The organism is Polynucleobacter sp. AP-Feld-500C-C5 (assembly GCF_018882265.1).
In the GTDB taxonomy this organism is placed as follows: Bacteria; Pseudomonadota; Gammaproteobacteria; order Burkholderiales; family Burkholderiaceae; genus Polynucleobacter.
Map to the genome: position 1 here is coordinate 40375 of NZ_JACVOW010000025.1, position 25322 is coordinate 65696.

Below are 25322 nucleotides of genomic sequence, written 5' to 3' on the forward strand. Positions count from 1 at the left end.
CCTTAGTCGCCTACCTTACTCCCCTAAATAAGCAGTACGCACTCTCGGGTCTTGAAGCAATTCTTTACCGGCTCCTGTAAGCGTGATCAAACCACTCTCCATCACATAAGCACGATCGGCCATCTGCAATGCTAGACGGGCATTTTGCTCAACTAGCAGAATGGTCATTCCGTTTGCTGAGAGATTGCGAATCACATCAAAAATTGTTTCCACCATGATGGGGGATAAACCCATGGATGGCTCATCTAGCAATAAGAGCTTAGGTTCAGCCATCATCGCTCTACCCATCGCCACCATTTGTTGCTCGCCACCAGACAACGTGCCAGCGAGTTGCGAGAGCCGCTCTTTCAGTCTCGGGAAATAAGAAAATACTTCCTCTAGTTTTTGATGGATGACTTTGGTGTCTGTTTTCAGAAATGCGCCCATCTGCAGATTTTCTAAAATGCTCATGCGCTTAAATACGCCACGCCCCTCAGGAACAAGACCTAAGCCAAGACGAACCAATTCATAAGCGGGTAGCTGATTAGTTTTGTGCGCAAGAAATTCAATCTCACCTGATGTAGGAGTCAGTAAGCCTGCAATCGCTTTCAGAGAGGAGCTCTTACCTGCTCCGTTAGCACCAATCAAGGCTACTAACTCACCTTGATTGACATGTAGGTCAATACCTTTAACGGCGTTAATGCCGCCATAGGCTACCTTGAGATCTTGTACTTGCAGCAAGGCGCTCATGACACTGCTCCCTGACCGAGATAGGCTTTGATTACTTCAGGGTGTATGCGAACATCGGCTGGCTTGCCTGCAGCAATCACCTTGCCGTAATCGAGCACCGTCAAGCTATCGCAAATCCCCATCACCAAACTCACATCGTGCTCTATCAAAAGAATAGTTTTGCCATCCGCCCGAATACGAAGCAACAACTCACGCAGTTCTAATTTCTCGGTCGCATTCATGCCAGCAGCAGGCTCATCTAAAGCGAGGAGCTGAGGCTCAGTTGCTAAGGCTCTAGCAATCTCTAAGCGACGTTGATGCCCATAAGATAAATGACGCGCCTGCATCTTTGCATAATCACTCAAGCCCACGTAAGCCAGCAATGTAAGAGATTTCTCCCGAATCGCTTGCTCCTCGCGCTGCGTGGATGGAAAGCGGAAGATAGCGCCCAAGAAACCCGCCTTAGATCGGCAGTGACATCCCACCATCACATTTTCTAAAACAGACATTTCTCCAAAGAGACGGATGTTCTGAAAGGTTCTCGCTAATCCCGATTTAGTGACTTCTGAGACTGACTCTGGGAAATAGGATTGACCATCAAATAAAAAGATGCCGGAATCTGCAGGGTAGAGGCCAGTGATGACATTAAAGAAAGTAGTCTTGCCTGCGCCATTGGGGCCAATCAAACCGACAATCGATCCCTTTGGCACCTGCAAACCGACAGAATCTAAGGCTTGCACTCCACCAAAGCGTTTAGAAACATCAGTTACATCAAGTAGCAAATGAGCAGACATTATTTGCCTCCTCCTTTTTGCCAAATACCGCCTGGGCGATACAGCATGATTAGAATCAGCGCTAAGCCATAGATCAATTGACGAATCACTTCAACATCAACAATTACATGACCAAAGAGCGCCTTTTGCACTGGCTCGGCTACGCCCCGTAATACTTCTGGAAAGACTGCCAATACGATCGCGCCTAAGATCACCCCAGGAATATGTCCAATACCGCCCAACACCACCATCGCTAAAACAACGATTGATTCCCAAAGGGTGAACGACTCAGGGGAAACAAATCCCTGAAATGCAGAAAAGAGCACCCCCGCAACGCCAGCAAATGAAGCGCCAATCGCAAAAGCGAGCAACTTCATATTGCGTGTGTTGATACCCATCGCTTTAGCAGCGATCTCGTCTTCTCGAATCGCAACCCAAGCCCGACCGATACGAGAGTTCTGTAAATGCAAACACACAATGGTTACAGCAATAGCTAAAGCTAGAAAAAGGTAAAACACCAAATACAAACCCGGGATCTGTATAAAGCCCAGGTCAACCGGTTTGGTAAATGAAACCCCAAACATCTGAATTGGATCAATCGCTGTAATGCCTTTAGGGCCATTGGTGAGATTCAATGGGCGGTCTAGATTATTCATAAAGATCCGAATAATTTCACCAAAACCTAAAGTGACGATCGCCAAATAATCCCCGCGCAATTGCAAGGTGGGCAGCCCCAAAATAATCCCGAAGAGAGCGGCCAAGATGATGGAAAACACTGCCACCATCCAGGGAGAAAAATGCATGCCTTGCGGAAATGCAGAGGCAATCGTTTCAAAATGCTGAGGCAAATGTGGCGAAGCTAATAAGGCATAGCTATAAGCACCTAATGCATAAAATGCGATGTAACCTAAGTCGAGCAGACCAGCAAAACCGACAACTACATTGAGGCCAAGGGCGAGAACGATATAGAGCAAAGCAAAATCAAGCACGCGCACCCAATAGTTACCGCCACTCGCACCCACAATCCATGGCAACAGTATTAATGCAAACGCGCCTAAGTAAAGATAGGTAGATTGACTCAAATGATTTGAGACAAGCTTCCTAAGCACGGTCAGAAACCTTCTCACCCAGCAAGCCAGTAGGTCGCAATACCAGCACTAAGATCAATACCAAGAAAGCAAAAATATCTTGATAGTTCGAACCAAAGACGCCACCAGTGAGTTCGCCAATGTAGCCAGCGCCCAAAGACTCAATTAAACCGAGCAGCAAACCCCCGAGCATCGCACCCTGCAAGTTACCAATGCCGCCCAACACCGCCGCTGTAAAGGCTTTTAGGCCAGGAATAAAGCCCATATAAAAATGCACATTACCGTAGTTGCTAGCGATCATGACGCCAGCCAAACCTGCTAAAGCACCACCCAACATGAACGTAATTGAGATCACCCGGTTTGGGTTCACACCCATCAAGGATGCAATTTGGGTTTGCTCTGCAGTAGCGCGCATAGCCCTACCGAGTTTGGTTTTCTCAACCAAGAATAATAAGCCACACATCACTGCCAAGGCAACCAAAATAATTACAATCTCTTTACCGGTAATCGTTGCACCAGTAGCGCCTATTTCGATAGGACTGGATGGCAATAATTGTGGATAGGTCATCGGATTTCGAGACCAAATCAACATGGCGATTGTTTGTAACAGTATGGACATACCGATTGCAGAAATCAGTGGCGCCAAGCGTGGCGCATGACGCAGAGGGCGATAAGCAATACGCTCAATCCAATAACTCAGACCCGCACAGACAGCCATCGTGATGGGCAAGACAATCAGGAGTGTGAGCCAGCCCGGTAAATCACTAGTCAAACTCAAAATCAAGCGCAGCAATGAGAGCGAGACCATTGCGCCGATCATCAACACCTCGCCATGGGCGAAATTGATAATCCCCAGTACGCCATAGACCATGGTGTAACCCAAGGCGATCAAGGCATAGATACTACCCAGCACCAAACCATTGATGATCTGCTGTAGAAAAATATCCATTAAAAAATATTTATCAGAAATGTAGAGCACAAAAAAAGAGCACCGCATTTGCGGCGCCCTTTTCATGTTTCTTACATATTGATGACGTCAAGAACGGTTTTCTTTTTGTCTTTAAAGTCATAGAGGGTAATGACGCCCTCTTTCATATCGCCCTTACTATCAAAAGCAATATCGCCTACCAAGCCATTCATTTTAGTTTCAGGCATGACTACCAAGATCTTCGCTGGATCAGTTGAGTTGGCACGCTTCATCGCATCCACTAATACATAGACAGCGTCGTAAGTAAATGGTGCATAGATTTGTACATCAGCATTAAAGCGCTCTTTATAACGCTTTTGGAAATCAGCGCCTTGCGCCATCTTCGTGAGCGCCTTACCTGCCTCAGAGCAAGTGACATTGACAACTGCGTCGCCAGCCAATTCAGCTAGCTTCTCAGTGCACATACCATCGCCACCAACAATCTTAGACTTGATGCCCAACTCAGTTGCTTGCTTCGTTAATGGGCCACCAGTTGCATCCATGCCGCCGTACATGATGACATCAGGTTTGCTGCCTTTGATCTTAGTCAAAATAGCCTTGAAGTCAGTTGCTTTGTTATTGCTTGCTTCGCGCGTGACAACTTTCACACCAGCCGCTTTCACCGTCTTCTCAAACTCATCAGCTAGACCTTTGCCGTACTGAGTCGAGTCATCAATGATGGCGACTGTTTTGGCATTCAAAGTCTTGGCAACATAATTAGCTAAAGCAGGGCCTTGCTGCGCATCGGTTGCTACTAGGCGATAGGTAGTTTTAAAGCCTTGCTTGGTGTAATCTGGGTTAGTAGCGGACGGAGAAATCTGCGTAATGCCAGCATCACTGTAGATTTTTGAAGCAGGAATACTAGTGCCAGAGTTCAGATGACCTACAACACCAACGACTTTTGCATCTACTAATTTTTGCGCTACTTGCGTTGCAGTTTTTGGATCTTCAGCATCATCTTCAGGCACTAAAGTGAGAACTACTTTTTTGCCATCAATCGTCAAGCCTGCTTTATTAATTTCTTCTAGCGCCAAGCGTGCGCCATTTTCATTATCTTTACCCAAGTGGGCGATAGGGCCAGTCAATGGAGCCACATGGCCAATTTTGACTTCAATACCATCTGCCGGTACAGCCGCAGATTTATCTCCGCCCTTACCGCAACCTGCCAGAATCAAGGCTGCTGCCGATACAGCAATAGCACTCTTCATAAAAATCATTTTTGATGCACTTGAATGAATCATCTACAGCTCCTTGGTTATAAATCAATACTTCAATCGACTAAATTTTTTGGCAGGGAGAATGTGACATCCTCAACTACCCCAGAGAGAGCCCTTACGCTGCGCGGCCCAAATTCTTGAATGCGCGCAACAATCGCTTGCGCCAAACTCTCTGGAGCAGATGCTCCAGCAGTCAATCCCACGCGCTTCTTGCCAGCAAACCATTCTGGTTTCAATTGATCAGGTGCATCGACCATGTAAGACGGTACACCCAATTTTTCTGACAATTCACGCAAGCGATTGGAGTTCGAGCTAGACGCACTCCCCACCACAATGACTACCTCCACTTGAGGTGCCATAAATTTCACTGCATCTTGACGATTCTGAGTGGCATAACAAATATCTTGCTTACGCGGTTGAACAATATCAGGGAATTTTTGAGTGAGTGCCGCAACAATTTCTTTAGTCTCATCTACTGACAAAGTCGTTTGCGTGACAAAAGCCAGTTTTATATCGCCTGTAAAAGACAAATTGGCAACATCGGTTGAATTTTCAATCAAGAACACGCCTTCTTTCACTTGTCCCATCGTGCCCTCCACTTCAGGGTGGCCAGCGTGACCGATCATCAAGACCGTGTAGCCTTCTTTACACAACTTAATCACTTCGAGATGCACTTTGGTTACCAGTGGGCAAGTAGCGTCATACACCTGCAAGCCACGTTCCTCAGCATCTTTTCGCACCTCCTGAGAAACACCATGGGCACTAAACACCACAATGCCACCCTTGGGCACCTCGTGCAACTCTTCAACAAATACGGCGCCCTTACTGCGCAATTCATTCACGACATGGGCGTTATGCACAATTTCGTGACGCACGTAAATAGGTGTACCAAAGCGTGTAAGTGCTTCATTCACAATATTGATTGCACGATCAACGCCCGCACAAAAACCGCGGGGTTGCGCCATCAAGATCTCTGTGTTATCAGTTGTATTCATATATTAGAGAATAGCCACAATTTGTGCTTCAAAGGTAACCTCTCTTCCAGCCAGAGGATGATTGAAATCAAACCAGGCGCCCTGCTCATCAATAGACTGCAAAACACCCGCATATTGAGCTCCACCCGGCGCATTAAATTCAATTACATCACCGGGATTAAATTCAGCATCGTCATCACGACCTTCTTTGAGCGCCTGCAAAGTAACCCATTGCACCAAATCTTTTTTACGCTCACCAAAACTTTCATCGGGCGATAACAAAGCGCTTTTTTTATCGCCAACACTTAACCCTAGCAACACTTTTTCAAAGCAAGGTGCAAATTGTCCAGAGCCCATCAGAACCGTCGCAGGACGATCAACAAAAGTATTGATGTAATCCTCCCCGTTGGGCAGAGTAAGCCGGTAGTTGAGAGTCAAATAGGAGTTGGGCAAAACGTTAAGCTTGGTCATAAGGTAATTGTATCTAGCCCTGCGTCGGCTATGGATTCTCCCATCCCAAATTGGCCCAAAAATGAGCAACCTCGAGAAAAGCTTCGTCTGTATGGCGCCCGCTGTCTCACAGATGCTGAATTACTCGCCATCTTTTTGCGGGTCGGCGTTAAGGGGAAAAGCGCTGTCACCTTAGCCAATGATGTATTGCGCTACTTTGGCAGCCTTCCTCGCCTCTTGGCCAGCACCCCTGAAGAATTGACCCGAATCCACGGTATGGGAATCTCAAAATGGTCTCAAATACAGGCTGCCTATGAACTCGTAAAGCGCAGTCTTGAGGATGGTCTGGCTCAAGGCTCGATTTTTTCATCACCAGGTCACGTTAAGGAGTTTTTACAGGCCAAAATTGGCGGTCTACCCCATGAGGTCTTTTTATGCCTTTATCTAGACTCAAACCTACATCTCATAGAGTGCCAAGAGCTTTTTAGAGGCTCCATTACCCAGACCGCCGTCTATCCCCGAGAAATCCTCAAAGAAGCGCTAGCCAGAAATGCAAGTGCCATGATCGTGGCCCATAACCATCCCAGCGGCAACCCGCTCCCCAGTTCAGCAGACCAAGAACTCACCAAGACCCTGACTAAGGCCCTCCAGTTGGTAGATATTCCGCTTTTAGACCACTGCATTGTCAGTAATAGCGGTTTTTTCTCTTTTTCAGAATCAGGCCTTATGAATATTGAGAAAAATTGATAGTAATTGCTAACTTACAATAATGAGCCAGAGATTTTTGCAGGCCTTATGCACCCTATGAGACTCAAACCCCAAAGCAAAAGCCAATAAGGACTAGCCCAAAATAGGCTTAGGCTGATACAATCTTCTTTTTTCGCAATTAATGGAGTTATGTCATGGCAAAAGTTTGCCAAGTCACTGGGAAGAAGCCGATGGTTGGCAACAATGTATCCCATGCAAACAATAAAACGAAGCGTCGCTTTTTGCCGAATTTGCAAAACCGTCGTTTCTGGGTTGAATCTGAAAACCGTTGGATTAGCTTGCGCTTAACCAATGCTGGCTTGCGCGTTATCGACAAAAACGGCATCGATGCTGTTTTGACTGATCTTCGTGCACGTGGCGAAATTTAAGGAGCACGCAAATGGCTAAAGGCGGCAGAGAAAAAATCAAGCTAGAGTCATCAGCAGGTACTGGTCACTTCTATACAACCTCAAAAAACAAGCGTACTAAGCCTGAAAAAATGGAGATCATGAAGTTTGATCCAACCATTCGCAAGCATGTTGCTTACAAAGAAACTAAGCTGAAGTAACCCATCCTTACTTCATGCAAATAAAAAACCCGCTTAGTTGCGGGTTTTTTATTGCCTCAATCTTTGCGCTCTTTTACATCGCTACTACCTGCCTAAGCATAACGACGCAATCGCAAAGAGAACTCACGCAAGCTTGTTAGACCGCTATCTTCAGCGCATTGACACCAAGCATGCAACTGTGAAAGTAATTGCTCTCTGGTGGCGCTAGAACGACCCCAGATTGCCTGAAGATCACGACGCATCTCAATCATCTTACGCAGCTGTGCATTGCTCGCCATCAGCTCCTCTAGCTTAGCCTTCTCATCCTCGCTCAAGCGAGACTCATCCTTAGATAGCCAAGTACGGGCGTCGCTTAAATGTGAGGCAAGAACTTGCATGTGTTGCACTTCATTACTAAAGAAGTTGCGTAATGTTTTGCTATAGCGCGCCATGATTTCATAGCGATTAGCAATGATGGCCTCTAGGGTGTTTTGATCGGCGGGACGCAAATCACTCAAGACGGGTTTAGGTGGCGTTTTCTTTACTGTCGCCAAACCAACTGCACTCATCATCTGAATATAGAGCCAACCAATATCAAACTCGTACCATTTATTGGAAAGCTTAGCGCTCGTTGCAAAGGTATGGTGATTGTTATGCAATTCTTCACCACCAATCAAAATGCCCCACGGGAAAATATTGGTTGAAGCATCTTCGCAATCGAAGTTGCGATAGCCCCAGTAGTGGCCAATACCATTAATCACGCCAGCCGCTGTAATTGGGATCCACAGCATTTGCACCGCCCAGACGGTTAATCCAATACCGCCAAACAAGAACACATCAATGATCAACATGATGGCAACGCCCTGCCAAGAAAACTTGGAATAGATATTGCGCTCGAGCCAATCATCGGGAGTGCCGTGGCCAAACTTCTCCATCGTCTCTGGATTCTTAGCTTCATTTTTATAAAGCTCAGCACCACGTGAGAGGACAGTGTTAATGCCTAAAATTTGCGGGCTGTGGGGATCATCCACGGTTTCACATTTCGCATGGTGCTTACGGTGAATCGAGGCCCACTCCTTAGTCACCATGCCGGTGGTCAACCAAAGCCAAAAGCGGAAGAAATGGGAAACTATCGGATGCAGATCCAAAGCCCGGTGCGCTTGGCAGCGATGCAAGAAAATGGTGACTGCAGCAATCGTGACATGGGTAACAGCCAAGGTAAACAAGGCAATCTGCCACCAAGACCAATCTAAATATCCATTGGCAAGCCAATTGAGGAATAAATCAAAACCTGAACTTGAAACTGTATTCAAAAGAGAGTCCTATTTAAGTATTAGCTCTTATTTTAGATCTTTTTAGGTCTTTTTGGGCTTATCTTTCGCTATCTCTGGGGTTTTTGGCTTTTCTGCTTTTTCCAGCTTACTACCTTTTTTCTGGAAAACAGCACCAAAAAAGCCATCTGTACCATGAATATGCGGCCACAACTGCCACCACGGATTATCTGACGAGCACCCTAAAGGTAATTTATCCCTTGGAAACAATGGCTTAATTGCTTCAGCCGCTGGAACCACTTCAAATTCTGGGTGTTTCACCAAGAAATCTTCTGCAATTGCTTGATTTTCTTGGGGCAAAAGACTGCAAGTGGCATAAACCAGGCGACCACCCGGCTTTAATAAGCGAGCTGCTGAACCCAAAATATTCATTTGCTTCTGATTGAGCTCTAGAACACCTTCTGGAGTTTGACGCCACTTCAAGTCAGGATTCCGGCGCAATGTACCCATTCCACTACAAGGGGCATCTACCAAGACTCGATCAATCTTTCCAGCCAAGCGTTTGATCTTGGCATCGTTCTCACTATCGATCCATACAGGATGCACGTTTGAAAGGCCACTTCGGGCTTGTCTTGGTTTTAAATTTGCCAAACGACGCTCAGATGTATCAAAAGCATAAAGGCGTCCTGTAGAACGCATCAAGGCACCAATCGCTAAAGTCTTACCGCCAGCACCAGCGCAAAAATCAACCACCATCTCACCACGCTTGGGTGCAAGTAAATATGCCAAAAGCTGACTACCTTCATCTTGTACCTCAAACATACCCGCCTTAAAGCCAGCAGTATTTTGTAATGCCGGCTTGCCCATGATGCGCACTCCATCGGGTGCATATGGCGTTGGAATCGCTTGGTAGCGACCGCCCAAGGCATTCATCTGCACGAGCAATTCTTCCCGATTAATCTTCATGGTGTTCGCACGCAAATCTAGGAGTGCAGGATGCATCAATGATTTTGCAAGTTCTTCACGGGTTGCTTCACCAGGATATTTTCCAAAAGCATCCCATAACCACTCAGGTAAATTGTTGCGTACCAAAGGATTTAATGCAGCAGGATCAACCATTGGAAATCGTTGCAACCATTCATATTCACCAGGCTTGAGAACATGCGCCAAATCGGCGATAGCACTCTCGGCACGGTTCGCGGAACCCAAACCACCCTCAGACAAAGCGGACAGCAAACCCAATAGGGCTAAGCGTCTAGCCTGTGAGCCTTCACCACTGACAGCAAATTGAGAGAACTCATTTTTACGACGCAAAATAGCAAAGGCACTCTCTGCAATTAAGGCGCGATCACGATTACCGAGCTGTGGTTCTGCGCGAAAATAGCGACTCACTACACGATCTGCTGGCTGCTCAAAACTGAGCAATTCAGGAAGTAGACGCTCCAAGTGAATAGCATGCTGAGGTAATGCTTTTGCATTCGAAAAATTCTTCTGACCTTCGGGCGCAATGAGATTGCCACTCGCGTTACGTCGTTCAGGACGGCGCAAGGGATCTTTAGATTTAGCAGCGTAACTTTTTTGTGAGCTTAAGCGGGTGCCGGATTTACGGGGTGGACGTTCTGCGCTCATAATTTAAAAAATTGCGATTCTGGGGGTTGTAACTTCACTTGATTACCTTCCATTCGCAATCGTCCATCAAGGAACCATTTTACGGCCCGCGGGTAAATTTGATGCTCAGCAGTTAAAACACGAGCCGCCAAAGTCTCTGCATCATCCCCATCCAAGACTGGAACAGAGGCCTGGCAAATAATAGGCCCCTCATCCACACCCTCATTTACAAAATGAACTGTGGCGCCATGCTCTTTAACGCCGGCCTCTAAAGCCCGCTCATGGGTGTGCAATCCTGGGAATGCTGGCAGGAGCGCTGGGTGAATATTGATTAATCGACCATCGAAATGACGAATAAAACCTGGCGTCAGAATCCTCATAAAACCGGCTAGAACCACCAAATCAGCCCCTAAGTCATCAATTTTCTGGGTGAGGGCAGCATCAAAGGATTCGCGACTTGCATGCTCTTTGTGCTCCAGGACATGGGCTGGAATACCCTGCGCGCGAGCAAAATCAAGGCCCTTGGCCCCAGAGCGATTGGCGATGACCCCTGCAAACTTGACTGGCCACTGCTCTTTTTGAGCTGTTTTGACGATCGCCTCGAAATTGGATCCGCGGCCTGAGATTAAGGTAACGATAGAAAGCATGCCCACAATATAATTGATGGCTACCCTGAAAGCGATTTTGTGAACGTATTCCGCGGCCCGACCCAGTTTTCTGCAGGACCTGCTTGTGCCTTAAGCATCGGTAATTTCGATGGCGTGCACAGGGGTCATCGCGCCCTGCTCAAGCAGTTAGTTGATGGCGCCCATGAAAAAGGTTTGGTGAGTTGCGTCATGACCTTTGAGCCGCACCCCAAAGAATTCTTCTCTCCAGAGCAAGCACCGCCCCGCATTCTGAATCTGCGGGATAAACTGGCCGCCTTAGCCGAACTTGGTATTGACCGTGTCGTGGTCGAACATTTCAATGCTGCTTTTGCTCGCCTCACACCCGATGAGTTTGTTTCAGAAATTATTGTGAAACGTCTCAACGCCAAATGGATTTTGATTGGCGATGATTTTTGCTATGGCGCAAAACGTGCCGGGAATTTTGCAAGCCTCCAAACAGCAGGTGAAAAATATGGCTTCAAGGTATCGAGTATTCAAACTATCTTAGAAGATGGCAAGCGCATATCCAGCTCAGCCTTGCGTACTGCACTTGCTCAAGGCGATATGACTCTAGCTGAAAAATTATTAGGTCGTCCTTATGGAATTTCCGGACATGTGATACATGGACAGCAACTCGGACGCAAACTCGGATTCCCTACCTTGAACTTAGCAGTTGCCAATCACTTACACCATCGCAAGCCAGCAACTACCGGGATCTTCACTGCACAGGTATTGGGACTTAGTGATAAACCCCTGCCAGCAGTGGCTAGTTTAGGAGTAAGGCCTACCGTTGAAGATGAAGGTCGTGTTCTGCTTGAAACACACATCTTTGACTACCAAGAAGATGTCTACGGAAAAATTATTACCGTTGAGCTCTTAGAAAAAATTCGTGATGAGGCCAAGTATGATGACCTTGACGCCCTAACAAATGCGATTGCAGCGGATGCACAGCACGCCAGAAATTATTTCCAGAAAAAAGCTTATGTCTGAAAAAGAAAATTCCTATCCAGTCAATTTACTAGATACCTCCTTCCCAATGCGAGGGGATCTGGCTAAGCGTGAACCGCAATGGGTTGCTCAATGGCAGAAAAATAAGCTCTACGAAAAGATTCGTGCAGCTCATGCTAATCAACCTCAGTTCATCTTGCATGATGGTCCTCCGTATGCAAACGGCGATATTCACATTGGTCACGCAGTAAACAAGATTCTGAAAGACATGATTGTGAAGTCGCGCTGGCTTATGGGTTATGACTCTGCCTATGTGCCTGGATGGGATTGTCATGGCATGCCAATTGAAATTCAGATTGAAAAACAATTTGGCAAGAACCTGCCAACTGCAGAGGTACAAGCTAAAGCACGTGCCTACGCCCAAGTTCAAGTAGATAAGCAGAAGATAGACTTTGAGCGCCTTGGCGTTTTGGGTGACTGGAACAATCCCTATCTCACGATGAACTACCGTAATGAGGCTGATGAAATTCGTGCACTAGGTAAGATCTGGGAAAAAGGATACGTCTTTCGTGGTCTCAAACCAGTGAACTGGTGTTTTGATTGTGGCTCTGCACTCGCTGAGGCCGAAGTGGAATACCAAGATAAAACTGATCCAACGGTTGATGTTGGCTTTGCGTTTGATGATGCACAGCGACCACAGCTCGCAAAAGCATTTGGTCTTCCTGAGTTACCTAATAAGCCTGGCCAGATTGTCATCTGGACAACAACGCCTTGGACCATTCCTGCAAACCAAGCAATGAATGTTCATCCAGAGGTGACTTATGCATTAGTAGATGTTGGCGATAAGTTATTGATCCTGGCAAAAGATCGTGTTGACACATGCTTGCAGGACTATAGTCTTGAAGGTAAAGTGATTGCTACCTGCCTAGGCGCGCAACTAGCGAATATTTCTTTCTGGCATCCGCTAGCCCCATTACATGAGGGATATAGGCGCCTCTCTCCAATCTATCCCGCTGAATACGTCACGCTCGATACTGGCACAGGCATTGTTCACTCTGCGCCTGCTTACGGCGAAGAAGACTTTAAGTCTTGCAAAGCAAATAAGCTAGCCGATAAAGATATTCTCAATCCTGTGATGGGCAATGGTGTCTATGCCTCTTGGTTGCCACTCTTTGCAAACGAATATATTTGGAAAGCCAACCCCAAAATTATGGAAGCAATGCGTGAAGCGGGCAGTTTGTTGCGCGACAAAACGTATACCCACTCTTACATGCATTGCTGGCGCCATAAGTCGCCGATTATTTATCGCGCTACTTCACAATGGTTTGCAAGTATGGACAAGAAGCCATCTGATGGCAAAGCTAGCCTGCGTGAGACTGCCTTAGCTGGCATTGATAGTACCGAGTTTTTTCCGGCTTGGGGTAAACAGCGCCTCCATAGCATGATTGCCAATCGCCCTGATTGGACCTTGTCACGCCAACGCCAGTGGGGTGTACCCATGGCCTTCTTTGTTCATAAGGAAACGGGTGATCCACATCCTCGCACTGTTGAGCTACTGGAAGAAGTTGCTAAGCGTGTTGGAAAAGGTGGCATCGAAGCTTGGCAGCAACTCGAAGTTTCTGAGTTGCTTGGTGAAGAGGCATCACAATACGAAAAGAATCGTGACACCTTAGATGTTTGGTTTGATTCAGGGACAACACACTGGCATGTGATTCGCGGATCACATCGCAATGAATTACTAACTACCGATGCTGAGACACCGAATGGTCGATTGGCTGACTTATACCTCGAGGGCTCAGACCAACACCGCGGCTGGTTCCATTCCTCTTTACTCACCGGTGCCATGCTTGATGGCAAGCCACCCTATAAAGCACTACTCACTCACGGCTTTACTGTTGATGGTCAAGGCCGCAAGATGAGTAAGTCCGTAGGCAATGTCATCGCACCACAACAAGTGGCTGACAAACTCGGCGCTGAAATCATTCGCCTCTGGGTTGCCTCAACCGACTACTCCGGTGAAATGACTATCTCTGATGAGATTCTGAAGCGCGTGACTGAAAGTTATCGCCGCATTCGCAATACCTTGCGTTTCTTGCTCGCCAATCTTTCTGATTTTGATCCTAGCAAGCACGCAATGCCTGCTGAACAATGGCTTGAGATCGACCGTTATGCTGTGGCACTTGCTAATCAATTACAAGGCGATATCGAAGCCCATTACAAGGCTTATGAGTTTCATCCAGCTGTGACTCGCATGCTCACTTTTTGCTCAGAAGATTTAGGCGGCTTCTACTTAGACATCCTCAAAGATCGTCTCTATACCAGTGCGCCAAACTCACCTGATCGCAGAGCCGCCCAGAATGCGCTCTTTCACATCACTCGCAATCTCTTGAAGTGGTTATCGCCATTCCTCTCCTTCACCGCTGAAGAAGCATGGCAATCATTCCCGCATGGCTCAGGTAGTAAACCGTCTGAATCCATCTTTATGGAAGAGTTCGGCGCATTACCAGAAGTCGCTCATGCCGATGAATTGCTGAACAAATGGAATCGCATTCGTGAAATCCGCTCTGAAGTGACCAAAGCCATTGAGTTAGAACGTGAGGCCGGTAATGTTGGCTCATCCCTGCAAGCTGAACTGACTATTAAATTAGGTGATGTTGACTTTGCTATCTTGCATTCACTTGAGGATGACTTGCGTTTCGTAACCATCACCTCAAGCGCTAAGATTGTACTCAGCAATGATGGTCTCGAGGTCCTAGTACGCGGTAGCCAATATAAAAAATGTGGTCGTTGCTGGCATCACACTAAAGACGTAGGTGCCAATGCTGATCATCTAGAGCTCTGTGGTCGCTGTATCAGCAATCTCTTTGGCGCTGGTGACCACCGCTTGTTTGCCTAAGTAGCAGCAATTGATGAGCCTGCCAATGCTTCGCTATCTTGCTATTGCAACGATGATTCTGCTCTTAGACCAGTTGAGTAAGTGGGCTGCGTTAAGCAATTTGCAAATGGGTGTGCCTGAACCCGTCCTTCCTTTTCTGAATTGGCTACTGCTTTTTAATCCAGGCGCGGCGTTTTCATTCTTGGCGCAGGGATCAGGTTGGCAGCGTTGGTTCTTTACTATTCTTGGTCTCATAGCCAGCATCTACATCATTTACTTATTACGTAAAAGCCTTGGCGAGAAACTACTGTGCCTGGCACTCAGTCTGATTCTGGGTGGTGCGCTAGGCAATGTTTTAGACCGAATCATGTATGGCGCCGTAGTTGACTTCATCGATCTGCACTACGCCAACTGGCATTGGCCAGCCTTTAATATTGCCGATAGCGCAATCTGTATTGGTGCAGGCCTCATCATCTGGAGCGAATTGTGCAAGTCATTTGGCAAATCCCCTCAATCCCATTAAGCTGGCGCCATGCAATCACTTTTAAATAAGAAAATCGTTCTCGGCATCTCCGGCGGTATTGCCGCCTACAAGACGCCAGAGCTTGCTCGCCTGTTAATACAAGAGGGCGCTTCTGTACAGGTGGTGATGACCGAGGCTGCACAACAATTTGTGACATCTGTCACCATGCAAGCGCTCACAGGTAATCCAGTCTTCACCAGCCAATGGGATAACAGCATTAGTAACAATATGGCTCATATCGAGTTATCACGCTCAGCTGACATCATCCTGATTGCACCAACGAGTGCAGACCTTATGGCCAAACTTTCCCTTGGCTTGGCAGATGATTTGCTCAGCACGCTTTGCTTAGCAAGAGATTGCCCGTTGCTAATTGCCCCTGCGATGAACAAACAGATGTGGGAGCACGCAGCCACCCAGAGGAGTGCTGACCGTCTCCACCATGATGGGGTAACTCTTCTTGGCCCCGCGAGTGGCTTTCAGGCTTGCGGAGAGGTTGGTATGGGCAGAATGCTTGAGCCTGCAGAAATTTCTGAGCAAGTCATTGCTTTCTTTCAAAAGAAATCACTTGTAGGTAAAAAAGTATTGATTACTGCTGGCCCCACCTTTGAAGCGATTGATCCAGTCCGCGGCATTACCAATCACAGCTCCGGAAAGATGGGCTTTGCCATTGCTAGAGCCGCTTTGGAGGCTGGTGCCCAAGTACGTCTGATTGCAGGCCCCTGCGATCTTCCTACGCCATTAGAGGCGACTGGAAAGATTATCCGGACTAATGTCGTGAGCGCTAAAGAAATGCACGCTGCAACATTGGCAGCCACTGATTGCGATGTGTTCTTTGCGGTAGCGGCAGTAGCAGACTGGGGCATTGCAAAGCCTGCCAAAGAAAAAATAAAGCGCCAAGGTGATGGTGCTCCAAACATGGAATTTGTAGCCAATCCAGATATTCTTTTAGATGTTGCCAAAACAGTCAAAACCAAAAGCGGCAAACCCTCCCCTTATTGTGTGGGCTTTGCTGCCGAATCCACTGATCTCGAAAAGCACGCGGACGAGAAACTGAAGCGCAAAGGCATTCCAATGATTGTTGGCAACATTGGTCCAGATACCTTTGGAAGCGACTTCAATCAGTTACTCGTTATGGATGCTAGTGGTAGTAAAAAAATAGCGAAGGCTGAAAAACTTCACCTTGCTCGCCAACTCATTCAACTAGTAGCCAAGAAAATTTAACGGCATTCTCTTTACTTACATTCCCTGTTTTAGGAAATTTCATGCAATCTTTACAAGTCAAAATTCTCGATGAACGGATACAGTCTCAACTACCTACTTATGGCACCCCTGGTAGCGCTGGACTAGATCTACGTGCCTGTATCGATGAAACGATGGAGATTGCTCCGGGCCAAACTATTTTAGTGCCTACCGGTTTAGCCATTTATGTAGAAGATCCACGCTATGCGGCTTTTATTCTTCCTCGCTCAGGCCTTGGTCATAAGCATGGCATCGTCTTGGGCAACTTAGTTGGCCTCATTGATTCTGACTACCAAGGTCAATTGATGGTGAGCACCTGGAATCGTGGATCAACTCCATTTAAGCTTGAGCCAATGGAGCGCCTTGCACAACTCGTAGTGATGCCAGTGCAACAAGTTGAACTCAAAGTCGTTGAGGAGTTCACTGAAAGTAGCCGTGGTGCAGGTGGCTTTGGTAGCACCGGTCGCAGCTAATTCATCTACCAATACGAATGAACAAAAAAGCCACCCGAGTGAACTGACCCCCAGTAGTTGGACAGTTTAGTTAGGTTAGCACAAGGGATTGAGTCCGGTGCAATACCGAACTCAATCCCTTTAGTTTTTGCTTGATTCGATCATGGTTGTAGTAATGGATATATTCCTTTAACTCGGTTTTAAATGATTGAACACTTTCAAACTTCTTTTGGTAAAAGAACTCCGTCTTCATAATGCCGAACCAGTTTTCCATCACGGCATTATCTAAGCAATTGCCTTTTCTAGACATGCTTTGATCTATGCCTTTTTCCTTTAAGGCTTGTTGATAGAGCCCCATCTGGTATTGCCAACCCTGATCTGAGTGCAGCATGGGTTGATCTTTTGGCCCCAGTTGTTTAAATGCGCTTTTGAGCATCTGCATGACGGTGCTAATCTGCGGCCGATCGCCAATCTCATAGGAGATGATCTCTTGGTTATAGAGGTCTAAGATCGGTGATAAGTACACTCGCTCGCCTTTGATGTTGAACTCAGTCACATCAGTTACCCACTTCTGATGAGGTTTACTTGCCCCAAAGTTACGCTCGAGTAAGTTAGGCGCCACCTTACCAACACCCCCTTTATAAGACTGATAGCGCTTGGGGCGTACGGTGGACTTGAGGCCAAGTTGGCCCATGAGCTTTTGTACGGTCTTGTGGTTTAAGTGTTGATGTTGATTACGTAGCTCTAGTAGCACCCGCCGATAGCCATAGCGACCCTGGTGGCGATGGTAGATTGCGCTAATTTGATTCTTAGCATCCAGATAGGGATCGGGCGCATGACTACTACTGGCTTTAAGCCAGTAGTAGTAAACGCTTTTAGCCATCTTGGCGATAGCGAGTAAATCGATTAAACGGTAATACGGCCTTAGCTCAGTGATGACTTGGGCTTGTTCTCTTTTGCAGCTTTGCTCTGAGCTAAGGCTTCTAACTTTTTTAGGTAGGCAGCCTCAGCCTCTGCGTACTCTAAGCGTCGTCGCATCTCTGCAGGTGTGAGTTCTGAGACAGGCTTTTTGAGCAGTGCTTTGATATTAAATTGGGACATAGGCGGTCGTCCTATAGGTCGATTAGCAAGGGCTGCAATACCGCCTTCATTGTAGAGTTTTTGCCATCGCAATACAGTGCTCATGCTGCGGATGCCAAAGTGGGCCGCAGTTGGTCTGGCCGATACTTGGTGCTTGGCCATGTACCGCAGAACCTGCAGTTTAAATTGGGGAGGGTGACGTTGATGGTCTGGAGTAAGGCCATCAGAGCCATGCGCCTGATAGGCTAAAGACCAGTCTCGGACCTGAGAGTGGTTCACTGTAAATAAATTGGCAACCCGCTTTAGACCGCCAAATTTTAAGAACTCTTTAACTACCTTTAGCTTGAACTGCTTGCTGTACTTGCTCATAAAACAAAACCCCCTTGGTTGGACATAACGTCCAACTTTTGGGGGTCAGTTCAGAGGGTGGCTTTTTTCCTTCTATAAATCCTACTACTTATTACTTGCGAATATGCGCTTTACGTGCAGCATCTTGTGACATACTAGCACCCGCACCTTCACGAGATTCTTTTTCTGCAGTAATTTCCTTGCGACGCTCTTTGCAAGAACCAGCAATCTCTTGTAAAGCCTTGCGAGCACGAGCAGCAGACGCTTTAATGCCTTTGCCTTGGAACTTCTCATTCTCCGCTTTATAAGTTTCAAAGGCCTCTAGCAATTTATCGTGATGGGACATATTTTCCTTTTTGAGTAGTGCGTCTGTGATTGATTACATTTCTTCTGCAGGTGCTACGTCCACCTTGGCGGCTTTGCCAGGTAACTTAGGAGCCTCAAAGTTCAACTGCACTTTGCCATCGGCATCAATATCCACATCGACATGACCGCCTTGCGCCAGCTTACCAAAGAGAAGTTCGTCAGCCAAAGCCTTGCGAACCGTGTCTTGAATGATGCGCTGCATTGGGCGAGCGCCCATTAAGGGATCAAAACCATGTTTTGCAAGGTGTGCGCGTAGTGCCGCACTGAAAGTGGCGTCAACCTTCTTCTCATGCAATTGCTCTTCTAGCTGCATTAAGAACTTATCAACTACGCGCATGATGATGGTCTCATCCAGCGCCTTGAAGGAAACAATGGCATCCAAGCGATTGCGGAACTCAGGCGTAAAGAACTTCTTAATGTCGGCCATCTCATCGCCAGACTCACGTGCGTTAGTAAAGCCAATGGTCGACTTCTGCATGGCTTCAGCACCAGCATTGGTAGTCATGATGATGATCACATTGCGGAAATCAGTCTTGCGACCGTTGTTATCCGTCAAGGTACCGTGATCCATCACTTGCAAGAGAATATTGAAAATATCAGGATGGGCTTTTTCAATTTCATCGAGCAAGAGGACGCAATGAGGCTTTTTATTCACCGCTTCTGTAAGTAAACCACCTTGATCAAAGCCCACATAACCTGGAGGCGCACCAATTAAGCGGCTCACTGCATGACGCTCCATATACTCAGACATATCAAAGCGCAAGAGCTCAATACCCAAAATGTAAGCAAGCTGTTTTGCAACCTCGGTCTTACCGACGCCAGTAGGACCCGAGAACAAGAAAGATCCAATGGGACGATCGATCTTGCCAAGCCCAGCGCGAGTCATCTTGATCGCACTCGCTAACGCTTCGATAGCAGGATCTTGACCAAAGACTACGCTCTTGATGTCACGATCCAAGGTCTGCAACTTACTACGATCGTCAACGGTGACAGATTGAGGCGGTATGCGCGCAATCTTAGCCACAATCTCTTCAATCTCAGGACGGCCAATGGTTTTCTTCTGCTTAGACTTTGGCAGGATACGTTGTGCAGCCCCCGCTTCATCAATCACGTCAATTGCTTTATCTGGTAAATGACGGTCATTGATATAACGAGCAGAAAGTTCTGCTGCTGCCACCAAGGCACCAGCAGCATATTTGACGCTGTGGTGCTCTTCGAAGCGAGATTTCAGGCCACGCAGAATTTGTACTGTTTGATCAACTGTTGGCTCAACCACATCGACCTTCTGGAAGCGACGCGATAAAGCAGCATCCTTTTCAAAGATGCCGCGGTATTCAGTAAAGGTGGTTGCACCAATACATTTGAGTTGGCCATTAGATAAAGCGGGCTTCAAGAGATTGCTTGCATCCAATGTTCCGCCTGATGCAGCACCGGCACCAATCAAGGTGTGAATCTCATCAATAAATAAGACACCATGTGCATGGTCTTTTAATGACTTGAGCACACTCTTCAGGCGTTGCTCAAAATCACCACGATATTTAGTGCCTGCTAACAAAGCGCCCATATCTAAGGAATACACTGTTGCGTTAGCCAAGATTTCAGGCACATCGCCTTTAACGATTCTCCAAGCCAAACCTTCAGCAATCGCAGTCTTACCAACACCGGCCTCGCCGACTAATAGCGGGTTGTTCTTGCGACGACGGCAAAGGACTTGAATCACTCGCTCTACTTCACTCTCACGGCCGATCAATGGATCAATCTTACCTTGGCGAGCGAGGGCATTGAGGTTTTGGGTGTATTGATCTAATGGACTCTCTTTACCTGAAGAAGCAGCTTCTTCGGTTTCTTGAGTAGTGTCAGCAGGTTTGACGTGCTCAGCTTGATCTTTGCGCACACCATGACTAATGAAATTCACCACATCTAAACGGGTGACCCCTTGCTGTTGCAAGAAATACACCGCATGAGAATCTTTTTCACCAAAAATCGCCACCAATACATTGGCACCAGTAACTTCTTTTTTGCCATTGGATGTTGACTGAACGTGCATGATCGCGCGCTGAATCACCCTCTGAAATCCTAAGGTTGGTTGTGTATCCACTTCATCATTGCCTGGCACCACAGGGGTGTTGTCATTGATAAAGTTTTTGAGTTGAGCACGTAGCTCTGCAATATTAACGGCGCAAGCCTTTAATACCTCGACGGCAGTAGCGTTATCGAGCAAGGCGGCGAGCAAATGTTCTACGGTAATGAACTCATGTCTTGATGCCCGCGCGTCAACAAACGCCATATGCAAGCTTACTTCTAGTTCTTGGGCAATCATACTTCCTCCATAGTGCACTGTAGTGGGTGACCCGCTTCACGGGATAATTCAATAACTTGATGCACCTTCGTGGCAGCAACGTCACGGGTAAATATTCCGCAAACACCTTTGCCAACCAAATGAACCTGCAACATGATGCGCGTTGCTGTTTCATGGTCCTTATTAAAATACTCCTGAATAACCATCACCACAAATTCCATTGGCGTGTAATCATCATTCAGTAATAAAACTTTATACATCGAAGGCGCCTTAACTTGCTCGACCTGTTTTTCGAGAAGAAGGGTGTCCTCAACATAAGGATTGGCAGGGACGCCAGTAGTGGGATTTTTAGGTGTGCGGCTCATGAGAAACATTCTAAACAGATATCTAAACTTGATTTAACCAGGGTCTTGTTGCGAAAACCCCTCAAAAACCCTTGTTTAACCCATATTGGGGCAATTTTCGATAAAAAAAGGGGTAATTACTGAGAGTGAAGTACATATAACTCCTTGACACCCCTACAAAAAGGGCAAACAATCGGGGGGTAGGCTTCAAAAGAGGTTCTATTTAGGCGTGTTGTGGATTGAGACTGATTAAAAAGTATTTACCCTCATCACGGTTGTTTTAAGTTTATGTAATGGAGTTCGCATGGCGACCGGAATTGTTAAGTGGTTCAATGATGCAAAAGGTTTTGGCTTTATCAAACCTGATGATGGTGAAGAAGAGTTGTTCGCGCATTTCAGCGCAATTACTATGCCTGGGTTTAAAACCCTTAAGGAAAACCAAAAGGTAACGTTTGACATTACCCAAGGCCCTAAAGGCAAGCAAGCTACCAATATCCAAGCGGCTTAATAGTCCTTAGATCATTATGGAAAACCCAGGATTCGTTCCTGGGTTTTTTTTCGCCTACAAATTGACTCGCCTAAAATTCTCAACATGGATACAAATAACAAACTAGTTCACACGCTTTTCTCTATTGCGTTTCTCATTTGCCCCGCCCTCGCATTAGCGCAGGTCAATGTTGGGCTACCGAGTATTGAACTCAAAACGGGAATCTATCGTATCCAAGCAGAGCTAGCTGATACGCCCAAGGCGAGAGAAGTGGGCCTCATGAATCGCACTAGCATGCCCACGAATTCAGGAATGCTGTTTATCTTTGAACAAAAAGCAGGTCATTGCTTTTGGATGAATAACACTAAGATTCCACTCTCGATTGCATTCATTGCTGACGATGGCAAGATTGTGAATATTGAAGAGATGCAAGCAGAGACCACCAACAATCATTGTCCCAAAGTAGCGATTCGTTACGCCCTGGAGATGAATAAGCAATGGTTCTCAGAAAGAGTGATTGCGCCTGGCAGCGTGATTAGTGGCTTACCTAAGAAATAATTAATCAACGCAGTGTGGCAAGGAAATAAAAAACGCAGACCTAGGTCTGCGTTTTCTTTAGGTGTAAATGCGTTTACTCAAAATGGCAAACGTAGTGCAATGGCTGCTCAGCACGAATGATGAAATAACCACCCTTTTCTACTTCCCAGCTTTGGCCAGCCTTAAATTCTTGCTCTGGAGCGCCGTTGATGCTGACAAAAGCATTGCCATCAACTACTTCCATGATCTCTTTGGTGCTCAGGTCAAAACGCAAAGTACTGGGTAGCACCACCCCAACTGACTTACGCACACCATTTGGCAAAGTCACTGTGTGGGAAACGCATTTACCGTCAAAATATACATTAGCTTTTTTGCCGACTGAAACTTGATCAAATTGCATCTGGGTTCTTTCTATTTTGTTTAGTTCTCAATATTTTTCTAATTACTTCTTGGCGCGCTTACGCTTTGCTATTTCGGCAATACGCATACGCAATGCATTGAGCTTGATGAAGCCACCAGCATCCGCTTGGTTGTATGCACCACCATCATCATCAAAGGTTGCAATATTTTGATCAAACAAGGTATTGGCTGAATCACGAGAAATCACCGATACAGAACCTTTGTAGAGCTTTAAGCGCACAACGCCATTGACCATCTGTTGCGTATGATCAATTAAGGTTTGCAAAGCAAGACGCTCAGGAGACCACCATAAGCCGTTATAGATCAAGCTTGCGTAGCGTGGCATCAAATCATCTTTCAAATGGGCCACTTCGCGATCAAGGGTAATACTCTCAATGCCGCGGTGCGCCTTCAGAAGAATGGTGCCACCAGGAGTTTCATAGCAACCACGGCTCTTCATGCCAACAAAACGGTTTTCAACTAAATCGAGACGACCAATGCCATGCATGCCACCAATACGATTGAGCTCAGCTAATAATTCATGTGGCTTGTAGGATTTGCCATCAATCGCAACTGGGTCGCCCGCTTTAAATTCGATTTCAATAATTTGCGGCGCATCGGGAGCTTTTTCTGGAGAAACTGTCCAACGCCACATAGACTCTTCAGCCTCGGCATTTGGATTTTCTAAATGACGGCCTTCATAGCTAATGTGCAATAAATTGGCATCCATAGAGTAAGGAGAGCCGCCTTGCTTATGTTTCATTTCAACTGGAATGCCATGCTTTTCTGCGTAAGCCATCAACTTCTCGCGTGACAGCAGATCCCATTGGCGCCAAGGGGCAATTACTTTGATTCCTGGCTCAAGTGCGTAGTAGCCCAATTCGAAGCGAACTTGGTCGTTACCTTTACCAGTGGCGCCATGAGATACAGAATCAGCGCCAGTTAAACGAGCGATTTCAATTTGACGCTTCGCAATTAATGGGCGCGCAATGGATGTACCCAAAAGATATTCACCTTCGTAAATCGTATTGGCGCGGAACATCGGGAACACAAAATCACGCACAAACTCTTCACGCAAGTCATCAATGAAAATATTTTCAGGCTTGATACCAAACTGTAACGCCTTGGCACGCGCTGGTTCTAATTCTTCGCCCTGACCCAAGTCAGCGGTGAAGGTAACGATCTCACAACCATAGGTATCTTGAAGCCACTTCAAGATCACACTAGTATCGAGTCCACCAGAATAGGCTAGTACAGCTTTTTTAATATCAGACATGATTTCTTATTCAATCAAAATTAATTAAAAACAAGTTACTTAATATTTTATTGCTTACGCTTTATTACTTAATCCAAATGACCGCAGAGCAAATACTCCATTAACGCTTTTTGAACATGCAAACGATTTTCTGCCTCTTCCCAAACAATACTTTGTGGACCGTCGATCACGCCCGCAGAAACTTCTTCGCCACGGTGCGCTGGTAAGCAATGCATGAATAAAGCATCTGGCTTTGCGACTGCCATTAGCTCCTCATCTACCATCCAGTCCTGGAAAGCATTCATACGTAAATTGTTTTCAGCCTCATAGCCCATGCTAGTCCAAACATCGGTCGTTACCAAGTCAGCACCTTTACAAGCATCTTTTGGATCAGCATAAATACTTAAATGTTTTGCGGCGTTCTTTGTTAAACGCGTTGGGTCTAGTTGATACCCCTCAGGCGCAGAGAAGTGCAACTGAAAATCCAAGCACTCGGCTGCCTGAATCCAGGTATAGGCCATATTGTTAGCATCACCAACCCAAGCTACGGTTTTTCCTTGAATCGGTCCACGGGCTTCAACAAAGGTGAAGATGTCTGCCAAAACTTGGCATGGATGATATTCATTGGTTAAACCATTAATTACTGGTACACGAGAGTTCGTAGCAAAACGCTCAATGATCTCCTGACCAAAGGTGCGGATCATGATGATGTCGGTCATCCGTGAAATCACCTGTGCAGCGTCCTCTACAGGCTCGCCACGACCTAACTGAGTATCTCGGGTGTTCAGGTATACAGCGTGGCCACCAAGCTGATGGATGCCCGCTTCAAAGGAGAGGCGCGTACGCGTGGAATGCTTTTCAAAAATCATGGCTAATGTGCGATCATGCAAAGGGTGCCAAGTCTCATAACTTTTGAACTTGGACTTTAACCATGCTGATCTTTTGAGCAGGTAGTCATACTCCTCACGAGTGAGGTCAGAAAACTGCAGATAGTGCCTTACCTGACCAGGCACTTGAGGCTTTGCCAGAGATGTCATAGTTGAGCTTTCTACTAAAGTTTTGGCTTGCATTTTTTTCTTAAAACATTCAACTGCACGAAAATAGAACATAAAGCCATCTTACGGTCACCTCCGGCTGTTAAGCTAGAGGGCTTAGCAATACGATTCTTACGAA

27 protein-coding genes are annotated in these 25322 nt (G+C 46.5%); 10 read left to right on the forward strand and 17 right to left on the reverse strand.

Annotated features, from left to right (window positions below; all coding sequences use genetic code 11):
* Positions 1-15: 15 nt before the first annotated feature.
* The 7 genes from ICN21_RS10030 to ICN21_RS10060 all read right to left on the reverse strand — a co-directional run bounded on the left by ICN21_RS10030 (position 16) and on the right by ICN21_RS10060 (position 6198).
* Positions 16-729 carry an ABC transporter ATP-binding protein gene (locus ICN21_RS10030; RefSeq protein WP_216178317.1) on the reverse strand — a complete coding sequence of 238 codons (714 nt, stop codon included), beginning with the start codon at positions 727-729 and terminating at the stop codon, positions 16-18.
* Entirely contained in the window at positions 726-1502 is a 777-nt protein-coding gene (locus ICN21_RS10035; protein ID WP_216178318.1) for an ABC transporter ATP-binding protein, read from the reverse strand. Before ICN21_RS10035 ends, ICN21_RS10030 begins: the two co-directional genes overlap by 4 nt.
* Entirely contained in the window at positions 1502-2563 is a 1062-nt protein-coding gene (locus tag ICN21_RS10040) for an ABC transporter ATP-binding protein (protein WP_255534295.1), read from the reverse strand. The genes ICN21_RS10035 and ICN21_RS10040 overlap by 1 nt, the downstream gene beginning before the upstream one ends.
* A gap of 19 nt (positions 2564-2582) precedes the next feature.
* Positions 2583-3518 (reverse strand): branched-chain amino acid ABC transporter permease, encoded by a 936-nt coding sequence (locus ICN21_RS10045; RefSeq protein WP_215318808.1) that lies wholly within the window; start codon positions 3516-3518, stop codon positions 2583-2585.
* Between the two features lie 71 nt (positions 3519-3589).
* The gene (locus ICN21_RS10050) at positions 3590-4753 is read right to left on the reverse strand and encodes a branched-chain amino acid ABC transporter substrate-binding protein (protein ID WP_216124756.1); all 1164 of its coding nucleotides are present in this window, start codon (positions 4751-4753) and stop codon (positions 3590-3592) included.
* Between the two features lie 53 nt (positions 4754-4806).
* Positions 4807-5748 carry a 4-hydroxy-3-methylbut-2-enyl diphosphate reductase gene (ispH, locus tag ICN21_RS10055; RefSeq protein ID WP_216178319.1) on the reverse strand — a complete coding sequence of 314 codons (942 nt, stop codon included), beginning with the start codon at positions 5746-5748 and terminating at the stop codon, positions 4807-4809.
* 3 nt (positions 5749-5751) lie between these two features.
* Positions 5752-6198, reverse strand: a complete 447-nt coding sequence (locus ICN21_RS10060; protein ID WP_215295723.1) for a peptidylprolyl isomerase — start codon at positions 6196-6198, stop codon at positions 5752-5754.
* Positions 6199-6228: 30 nt separating this feature from the next.
* On the opposite strand from ICN21_RS10060, the gene radC reads away from it, so the two are divergent.
* The 3 genes from radC to rpmG all read left to right on the forward strand — a co-directional run bounded on the left by radC (position 6229) and on the right by rpmG (position 7492).
* Positions 6229-6924 carry a DNA repair protein RadC gene (radC, locus tag ICN21_RS10065; protein ID WP_216124638.1) on the forward strand — a complete coding sequence of 232 codons (696 nt, stop codon included), beginning with the start codon at positions 6229-6231 and terminating at the stop codon, positions 6922-6924.
* 155 nt (positions 6925-7079) lie between these two features.
* Complete coding sequence (gene rpmB, locus ICN21_RS10070; protein WP_088526345.1) at positions 7080-7313, forward strand: 50S ribosomal protein L28; 234 nt, start codon at positions 7080-7082, stop codon at positions 7311-7313.
* A gap of 11 nt (positions 7314-7324) precedes the next feature.
* The gene (rpmG, locus tag ICN21_RS10075; RefSeq protein ID WP_015421876.1) at positions 7325-7492 is read left to right on the forward strand and encodes a 50S ribosomal protein L33; all 168 of its coding nucleotides are present in this window, start codon (positions 7325-7327) and stop codon (positions 7490-7492) included.
* Positions 7493-7584: 92 nt separating this feature from the next.
* Here rpmG and ICN21_RS10080 read toward each other — a convergent pair whose 3' ends face one another.
* Genes ICN21_RS10080 through purN form a run of 3 tightly spaced genes read right to left on the reverse strand, consistent with a single transcriptional unit; the run spans position 7585 to position 10997 of the window.
* On the reverse strand, positions 7585-8784 hold the full coding sequence (locus ICN21_RS10080; protein WP_216178320.1) for an acyl-CoA desaturase: 1200 nt from the start codon (positions 8782-8784) through the stop codon (positions 7585-7587).
* 42 nt (positions 8785-8826) lie between these two features.
* Positions 8827-10371: an RsmB/NOP family class I SAM-dependent RNA methyltransferase gene (locus tag ICN21_RS10085; RefSeq protein WP_216178321.1), complete on the reverse strand. Its 1545-nt coding sequence runs from the start codon at positions 10369-10371 to the stop codon at positions 8827-8829.
* Positions 10368-10997, reverse strand: coding sequence for a phosphoribosylglycinamide formyltransferase (purN, locus tag ICN21_RS10090; RefSeq protein ID WP_216178322.1), 630 nt, complete (start codon positions 10995-10997; stop codon positions 10368-10370). Before purN ends, ICN21_RS10085 begins: the two co-directional genes overlap by 4 nt.
* A gap of 39 nt (positions 10998-11036) precedes the next feature.
* Here purN and ICN21_RS10095 point away from each other — a divergent pair, with 39 nt between their 5' ends.
* From ICN21_RS10095 to dut, 5 genes are read left to right on the forward strand one after another with little or no spacing between them, the layout of a single operon-like run.
* On the forward strand, positions 11037-11987 hold the full coding sequence (locus ICN21_RS10095; RefSeq protein WP_216178323.1) for a bifunctional riboflavin kinase/FAD synthetase: 951 nt from the start codon (positions 11037-11039) through the stop codon (positions 11985-11987).
* Positions 11962-14841, forward strand: coding sequence for an isoleucine--tRNA ligase (gene ileS, locus ICN21_RS10100; RefSeq protein WP_370624089.1), 2880 nt, complete (start codon positions 11962-11964; stop codon positions 14839-14841). Before ICN21_RS10095 ends, ileS begins: the two co-directional genes overlap by 26 nt.
* A 13-nt stretch (positions 14842-14854) precedes the next feature.
* The gene (gene lspA / locus ICN21_RS10105; protein WP_216178325.1) at positions 14855-15343 is read left to right on the forward strand and encodes a signal peptidase II; all 489 of its coding nucleotides are present in this window, start codon (positions 14855-14857) and stop codon (positions 15341-15343) included.
* A 9-nt stretch (positions 15344-15352) separates the two neighbouring features.
* Positions 15353-16564 (forward strand): bifunctional phosphopantothenoylcysteine decarboxylase/phosphopantothenate--cysteine ligase CoaBC, encoded by a 1212-nt coding sequence (coaBC, locus tag ICN21_RS10110; protein WP_216178326.1) that lies wholly within the window; start codon positions 15353-15355, stop codon positions 16562-16564.
* Between the two features lie 41 nt (positions 16565-16605).
* Positions 16606-17055: a dUTP diphosphatase gene (gene dut, locus ICN21_RS10115; RefSeq protein ID WP_216178327.1), complete on the forward strand. Its 450-nt coding sequence runs from the start codon at positions 16606-16608 to the stop codon at positions 17053-17055.
* A 70-nt stretch (positions 17056-17125) separates the two neighbouring features.
* Here dut and ICN21_RS10120 read toward each other — a convergent pair.
* The 4 genes from ICN21_RS10120 to clpS all read right to left on the reverse strand — a co-directional run bounded on the left by ICN21_RS10120 (position 17126) and on the right by clpS (position 21501).
* A protein-coding gene (locus ICN21_RS10120; protein WP_370624087.1) for an IS3 family transposase occupies positions 17126-18483 on the reverse strand; the annotation gives its coding sequence in 2 pieces (ribosomal slippage) (positions 17126-18021 and positions 18021-18483; 1359 coding nt in all).
* A gap of 91 nt (positions 18484-18574) precedes the next feature.
* The gene (locus ICN21_RS10125; protein WP_216178328.1) at positions 18575-18808 is read right to left on the reverse strand and encodes a hypothetical protein; all 234 of its coding nucleotides are present in this window, start codon (positions 18806-18808) and stop codon (positions 18575-18577) included.
* A 33-nt stretch (positions 18809-18841) separates the two neighbouring features.
* On the reverse strand, positions 18842-21148 hold the full coding sequence (gene clpA, locus ICN21_RS10130) for an ATP-dependent Clp protease ATP-binding subunit ClpA (protein ID WP_216178329.1): 2307 nt from the start codon (positions 21146-21148) through the stop codon (positions 18842-18844).
* Positions 21145-21501: an ATP-dependent Clp protease adapter ClpS gene (gene clpS, locus ICN21_RS10135; protein WP_215295735.1), complete on the reverse strand. Its 357-nt coding sequence runs from the start codon at positions 21499-21501 to the stop codon at positions 21145-21147. The genes clpA and clpS overlap by 4 nt, the downstream gene beginning before the upstream one ends.
* A 274-nt stretch (positions 21502-21775) precedes the next feature.
* Here clpS and ICN21_RS10140 point away from each other — a divergent pair, with 274 nt between their 5' ends.
* The gene (locus ICN21_RS10140) at positions 21776-21979 is read left to right on the forward strand and encodes a cold-shock protein (protein WP_011903586.1); all 204 of its coding nucleotides are present in this window, start codon (positions 21776-21778) and stop codon (positions 21977-21979) included.
* 84 nt (positions 21980-22063) lie between these two features.
* Positions 22064-22516, forward strand: coding sequence for a DUF192 domain-containing protein (locus tag ICN21_RS10145; protein ID WP_215295736.1), 453 nt, complete (start codon positions 22064-22066; stop codon positions 22514-22516).
* A 73-nt stretch (positions 22517-22589) separates the two neighbouring features.
* Here ICN21_RS10145 and ICN21_RS10150 read toward each other — a convergent pair whose 3' ends face one another.
* From ICN21_RS10150 to argF, 3 genes are all read right to left on the reverse strand, one after another.
* Entirely contained in the window at positions 22590-22895 is a 306-nt protein-coding gene (locus tag ICN21_RS10150; RefSeq protein WP_216178330.1) for a pyrimidine/purine nucleoside phosphorylase, read from the reverse strand.
* A 42-nt stretch (positions 22896-22937) separates the two neighbouring features.
* A complete protein-coding gene (locus ICN21_RS10155; protein WP_216178331.1) occupies positions 22938-24170 on the reverse strand; it encodes an argininosuccinate synthase in 1233 nt (410 codons plus the stop codon).
* A gap of 68 nt (positions 24171-24238) precedes the next feature.
* Positions 24239-25186 (reverse strand): ornithine carbamoyltransferase, encoded by a 948-nt coding sequence (argF, locus tag ICN21_RS10160; protein WP_216178377.1) that lies wholly within the window; start codon positions 25184-25186, stop codon positions 24239-24241.
* Positions 25187-25322 lie beyond the last annotated feature (136 nt).

Excerpts from the sequence above, each read along its gene's own strand:
- ICN21_RS10030 (WP_216178317.1), bottom strand. The coding sequence starts at position 729 with ATGAGCGCCTTGCTGCAAGTACAAGATCTCAAGGTAGCCTATGGCGGC.
- ICN21_RS10035 (WP_216178318.1), bottom strand. The coding sequence starts at position 1,502 with ATGTCTGCTCATTTGCTACTTGATGTAACTGATGTTTCTAAACGCTTT.
- ICN21_RS10045 (WP_215318808.1), bottom strand. The coding sequence starts at position 3,518 with ATGGATATTTTTCTACAGCAGATCATCAATGGTTTGGTGCTGGGTAGT.
- ICN21_RS10050 (WP_216124756.1), bottom strand. The coding sequence starts at position 4,753 with ATGATTTTTATGAAGAGTGCTATTGCTGTATCGGCAGCAGCCTTGATT.
- ispH (WP_216178319.1), bottom strand. The coding sequence starts at position 5,748 with ATGAATACAACTGATAACACAGAGATCTTGATGGCGCAACCCCGCGGT.
- ICN21_RS10060 (WP_215295723.1), bottom strand. The coding sequence starts at position 6,198 with ATGACCAAGCTTAACGTTTTGCCCAACTCCTATTTGACTCTCAACTAC.
- radC (WP_216124638.1), top strand. The coding sequence starts at position 6,229 with ATGGATTCTCCCATCCCAAATTGGCCCAAAAATGAGCAACCTCGAGAA.
- rpmB (WP_088526345.1), top strand. The coding sequence starts at position 7,080 with ATGGCAAAAGTTTGCCAAGTCACTGGGAAGAAGCCGATGGTTGGCAAC.
- rpmG (WP_015421876.1), top strand. The coding sequence starts at position 7,325 with ATGGCTAAAGGCGGCAGAGAAAAAATCAAGCTAGAGTCATCAGCAGGT.
- ICN21_RS10085 (WP_216178321.1), bottom strand. The coding sequence starts at position 10,371 with ATGAGCGCAGAACGTCCACCCCGTAAATCCGGCACCCGCTTAAGCTCA.
- purN (WP_216178322.1), bottom strand. The coding sequence starts at position 10,997 with ATGCTTTCTATCGTTACCTTAATCTCAGGCCGCGGATCCAATTTCGAG.
- lspA (WP_216178325.1), top strand. The coding sequence starts at position 14,855 with ATGAGCCTGCCAATGCTTCGCTATCTTGCTATTGCAACGATGATTCTG.
- coaBC (WP_216178326.1), top strand. The coding sequence starts at position 15,353 with ATGCAATCACTTTTAAATAAGAAAATCGTTCTCGGCATCTCCGGCGGT.
- dut (WP_216178327.1), top strand. The coding sequence starts at position 16,606 with ATGCAATCTTTACAAGTCAAAATTCTCGATGAACGGATACAGTCTCAA.
- ICN21_RS10125 (WP_216178328.1), bottom strand. The coding sequence starts at position 18,808 with ATGTCCCATCACGATAAATTGCTAGAGGCCTTTGAAACTTATAAAGCG.
- clpA (WP_216178329.1), bottom strand. The coding sequence starts at position 21,148 with ATGATTGCCCAAGAACTAGAAGTAAGCTTGCATATGGCGTTTGTTGAC.
- clpS (WP_215295735.1), bottom strand. The coding sequence starts at position 21,501 with ATGTTTCTCATGAGCCGCACACCTAAAAATCCCACTACTGGCGTCCCT.
- ICN21_RS10140 (WP_011903586.1), top strand. The coding sequence starts at position 21,776 with ATGGCGACCGGAATTGTTAAGTGGTTCAATGATGCAAAAGGTTTTGGC.
- ICN21_RS10145 (WP_215295736.1), top strand. The coding sequence starts at position 22,064 with ATGGATACAAATAACAAACTAGTTCACACGCTTTTCTCTATTGCGTTT.
- ICN21_RS10150 (WP_216178330.1), bottom strand. The coding sequence starts at position 22,895 with ATGCAATTTGATCAAGTTTCAGTCGGCAAAAAAGCTAATGTATATTTT.
- ICN21_RS10155 (WP_216178331.1), bottom strand. The coding sequence starts at position 24,170 with ATGTCTGATATTAAAAAAGCTGTACTAGCCTATTCTGGTGGACTCGAT.
- argF (WP_216178377.1), bottom strand. The coding sequence starts at position 25,186 with ATGACATCTCTGGCAAAGCCTCAAGTGCCTGGTCAGGTAAGGCACTAT.